This window comes from Sporomusa sp. (assembly GCF_057736855.1).
The window spans coordinates 1-4,718 of record NZ_JBYKYF010000244.1 but is presented as its reverse complement, the minus strand read 5'-3'; the positions used below and the strand labels follow the sequence as shown (position 1 = coordinate 4,718).

The following is a 4,718-nucleotide window of genomic DNA, read 5'->3' as shown; positions in this document are numbered from 1 at the left end:
CAGGATTTTTATTGCGAACTAGAGGTTAAACAAGAACAACTTGTTACTCTCAAAAAGACATTAGCAGAAAAAAACAGGCAGAACGAGTATCTGGTTTCTACTATTAGAGAGCTTGAGCAGCAAATCGAAACAGGCAAAGAACTGACTTTTGATAATTTACAACAATTAGTGAATGAGCGGAACGCTCTGCGGATGCTTGAACGTGATTTAGCCACGTTGACAGCAAAACAAAACCATTTAGCTAAAGAACGTGAGAGTTATGTAAGTCGGCAACAGGAATTTGAGGGTAAGTATAGTCAGTTCAAGACAGAGATCCAAGCGCTGACTGAACGGCGAAAAGAGTTTGCAGCTCAAATTAGCCTTGTACAGCAAAACAAGGCTAATTTGGAATGTGACTATAAACTTATTGAAGACAAGGAGCAGCAACTTACTACTAAGTTAAATGAAATCTCATCCCGGCTGGCTGTTTTGACAAGTATGCAGCAAGAATTAGAAGGCTTTAGCCGATCCATCAAAGCCATACTAAAAAGCCAGAGTGCCTGGCGTAAGGGGATTTGTGGTGCAGTTGCCCAACTCTTGACGGTACCGGATAAATACGTTACCGCCATTGAAGTTGCACTGGGTGGTGCTCAACAGTATCTTGTTGTAGATGCCGATCAGACAGCCAAACAAGCCATTCATTTCTTGAAAACCCAGAATTTGGGCCGGGCAACTTTTTTGCCGTTGAATACCATTAGGATAAACAAGCCTAAAGAAGCTGAGATACTGGCTGCTAATCAGCCAGGCGCCTTAGGATTTGCCGCCGATGTGGTTGAGGTCAATGAGCGTTTTCGACCGGTAGTAAATTATTTGTTAGGACGAGTTATTATTGCTAAAACCATTGATCATGCCCTAGCGATTGCGCGTAATTGCGGGTTTTCGGTTAAAATTGTTACCCTTGACGGTGAACTTATTAATCCTGGCGGATCATTGACTGGTGGCAGTATGGGCCGTAAAGAAGCTAGCTTTATTGCGAGAAATAACGAAATTGATATACTTAAACAAAGTTTGATAACGTTAAAAGAACAACGGGAAGCGTATGAACAGGAAAAACTCTCGCTTGCGGCTGCTATAACTGAGTGTAGCTCACAACTAACTAGCTATGAAAATAATGTAAAAGAAATAGAACTGCGTCAAGCTGAATTAGCCATTCATATTGATACAGCTAGAACTGAGGCTGAACACTGCCAATTGGCGATTAACACGATAACGGCTGAAGAGGCAGACGGACAGCGCGAAATAGCTGCTTGTCAACAAAAAATTAAACAAAGTCAAAACCGTATTGCTTCTTTGGAAAGTCAGGAGATTAGTCATAAATCACAGGTGGAAGATTGGCAAAAACAATATAAACTCATGCGAGATGAGCTGCAAATTCTTGGAGAGGAATTAACAGATACTAAAATTAGACTGAGCGCTCTTACCCAAGAAGTAACTGCTACAACTTTTGCTTGTGAGCAGGTTAAACAGCTTTTAGCATCTTTAGATACTCAACTTGCCCGCATCCATTCTGAGAGAAAACAAATTGAGAGTGAGAGTGGACAAGCGCAAGCAGAACTGGTCTTACTATCAGAAAACAGGGAAAGATGGTTACAGGATAAATGCCGTTTAGTCGATATACGCCAAACACTGTATGCGGATAAACTGGATAAACTGGCAGCCATCGGGCGATTCGATAAAGAACTAAAAGATTTACGCCGCCAAAGTGCTGAATTGCAAAATAAACTTCATGAGATCGATTTATTGATTACAAAATATACATATGAAGTAACGAATTGCCACGAGCAGCTTACTGGGCAACTTGCCCTCACTATCGAGGAGGCTCACGCATTAAAACGGTCAGATAGCATTGAGCAACTACGTAAAAACATAGCTGATCTCGAAAAACAAATAACAGCACTTGGACCTGTTAACCCGGCAGCTATCGAGGAATATGATCGTGTCCAGGAACGTTATGCTTTTTTACAGGGGCAAATTGCTGATTTAGTGCAGGCCAAGGAGTATCTGGCATCAGTCATAAAAGATATTGATAGTACAATGTCACGGCAATTTAATACAGCATTCAAAGCTATAAATCAATATTTTGGCGATGTGTTTACTCGTTTGTTTGGTGGTGGACGTGCTGAACTGGTGCTGATGGAGCCAGGTAATATTCTAGAGACAGGTATAGATATTATTGTTCAGCCGCCAGGAAAAAAGCTGCAAAATCTGGCACTGCTGTCAGGTGGAGAGAGAGCCCTTACCGTTATTGCGTTACTTTTTGCGATCTTAACCTATCGTCCGGCGCCATTTTGTGTGGTTGATGAAATTGATGCCGCGCTAGATGAAGCTAATGTCCAACGGTTTAGTGAATTTTTGCGTGATTATGCGCAAAATACTCAATTCATTATTGTTACCCACCGCAAAGGTACGATGGAAGCAGCTGACGTTATGCATGGTGTAACAATGGAAGAGTCAGGAGTATCACGGCTGGTTTCTGTAAAACTTATGGACAAAGCCGGATAAATAAAGACTAATTCAGACGGAGATTAACCCATCTGAATGTTTGGTGAATTATCCAGGGGCTTAGCCGCTCGCCTGTGCCCGTAGGGGGATAGTTCCTGTTTCCAGAAGAGGGATTTTAGCGCAGGTTAGTCAGCGGATAACAATAAATCGAATTCGGAGGAATGTACAATGGGATTTTTCGATAAATTAAAAGCTGGTTTGGAAAAAACAAGAAAGAGTTTTACGGAAAAAATTGAGCAGTTGGTTATGGGGTATGCCAAAATTGATGACGAATTTCTTGATGATTTGGAAGCGGTATTGCTGTCTGCAGATGTTGGAGTAACAACGACCAACAAATTAATGGCGGAAATTCGAAAAGGCATTAAAGAAAAGGCCATTAATTCACCTGATGACCTTAAACCTTTTTTAAAAGAAAAAATTAGTGCTATGCTGGCAGGTCAATTCCAAAATGACACTGTTAGGCATGAGCCACCTGTCGTCATACTGGTTGTGGGTGTAAATGGCGTAGGAAAGACAACGACAATTGGAAAATTAGCCAACTATTATCGTGAAACTGGCAAAAAAGTACTATTGGCCGCTGGTGATACCTTCCGCGCTGCTGCCATTGATCAGCTAGAAATCTGGGGGCAGAGAACTGGTGTTGAAGTCATTAAACATGCAGAAGGTTCTGATCCCGCGGCGGTAGCGTTTGATGCTGTTCAGGCTGCTAAATCCAGGAAAATAGATATAGTGATTATTGATACTGCTGGCCGCTTGCATACTAAATCGAACTTGATGGAAGAACTGAAAAAAATTAACAGAGTTATAGCCAAAGAAATACCAGCAGCACCGCATGAGACTTTATTGGTGCTTGATGCCACAACAGGTCAGAATGCTATTAGTCAAGCAAAGTTATTTGGTGATGCTGTTAAGCTTACAGGAGTAGTATTGACCAAACTTGACGGCACAGCTAAGGGCGGCGTAGTCATCGCTATTAACAACGAACTGGGTTTGCCAGTGAAATGGGTAGGTGTAGGCGAAGGGGTTAATGATTTACGTCCTTTCGTGCCTACAGACTTTGCAGCGGCTTTATTTACTGACAAGTAATTTTACTTGACATGCGTTGGATTTTAGTATATAATCTGTCGTGTAAAGGAATTTTCCTTGTCACTGCAAGCAGGTGATGGCTATGGACCGCATGTTAAACAAAGTGTTAAGAGTAGGGCAATTGTATGATTTTTATCATGCGCTCTTGACAGAAAAACAGCGTGATTGTCTTAATATGCACTATCTACAAGATTTGTCACTGGCTGAAATTGCTGAACAATTTGGCGTGTCACGCCAAGCGGTGCATGACATTCTGCGGCGAGCCGAACAGACATTGGAAGAATATGAAGATAAATTAGGACTAGCTGCCCGTTATTGGGAAGAGCGTAAGCTGCTTGCTGAAGCTGTCAGCCAATTAGAGCAGTTACCGCCCCAGATACGGCAGTTGCCTGAACTGAATCAGGCCATAGCGAAATTAAGTGTACTGTTAGAAGACACCCGGGAGGTGTAATATAAATGATTTTTGAAAGTTTGGCTGATAAGCTTCAGCAAACGTTTAAAAAATTACGTGGTAGAGGCAAACTCTCGGAAAGTGATGTTGTTGATGCGCTCAAAGAGGTGCGGATGGCCCTCTTGGAAGCTGATGTTAATTTTAAAGTCGTAAAAGATTTGATTGCTAAAATCAAAGAGCGGGCAATAGGCCAAGAAGTATTGGAAAGCCTAACACCTGCTCAACATGTTATAAAGATTGTTAATGAAGAACTTACCAACCTGATGGGTGGTACTCAAAGCCGTATTGCGATAGCATCCCGTCCTCCGACGGTTATTATGCTTGTAGGCTTGCAAGGTGCAGGTAAAACAACAACGGCTGGTAAACTGGCACATCTTTTAAAACGGCAAGGTAAACGGCCTTTAATGGTAGCTGCCGATATTTATCGTCCGGCAGCGATAAAGCAGTTGCAGGTACTGGGTGAAAAACTGGAAATTCCGGTATTTACTATGGGTCAGGAAAATCCAGTCAATATTGCGAAAGCAGCCGTTGACCAAGCACTAATGATGGCCCGCGATATAGTGATTATTGATACTGCCGGCCGTTTGCACATAAATGAAGAACTCATGAATGAGCTTAAAGCCATTAAGCATACGGTCAA

The 4,718-nt window shown here is 42.1% G+C and carries 4 protein-coding genes; all 4 read left to right on the top strand.

Going from position 1 to position 4,718, the window contains the following annotated elements; translation table 11 throughout:
• The coding region (gene smc / locus AC29Z1_RS13690) for a chromosome segregation protein SMC (protein WP_488272012.1) at window positions 1–2,541 on the top strand (2,541 nt) is incomplete at its 5' end.
• Between the two features lie 168 nt (window positions 2,542–2,709).
• Window positions 2,710–3,627, top strand: a complete 918-nt coding sequence (ftsY, locus tag AC29Z1_RS13685; RefSeq protein ID WP_488272011.1) for a signal recognition particle-docking protein FtsY — start codon at window positions 2,710–2,712, stop codon at window positions 3,625–3,627.
• 82 nt (window positions 3,628–3,709) lie between these two features.
• Entirely contained in the window at window positions 3,710–4,078 is a 369-nt protein-coding gene (ylxM, locus tag AC29Z1_RS13680; protein ID WP_488272010.1) for a YlxM family DNA-binding protein, read from the top strand.
• Between the two features lie 5 nt (window positions 4,079–4,083).
• A partial coding sequence (locus tag AC29Z1_RS13675) for a signal recognition particle receptor subunit alpha (RefSeq protein WP_488272009.1) occupies window positions 4,084–4,718 on the top strand: 635 nt, incomplete at its 3' end.

Excerpts from the sequence above, each read along its gene's own strand:
- ftsY (WP_488272011.1), top strand. The coding sequence starts at position 2,710 with ATGGGATTTTTCGATAAATTAAAAGCTGGTTTGGAAAAAACAAGAAAG.
- ylxM (WP_488272010.1), top strand. The coding sequence starts at position 3,710 with ATGGACCGCATGTTAAACAAAGTGTTAAGAGTAGGGCAATTGTATGAT.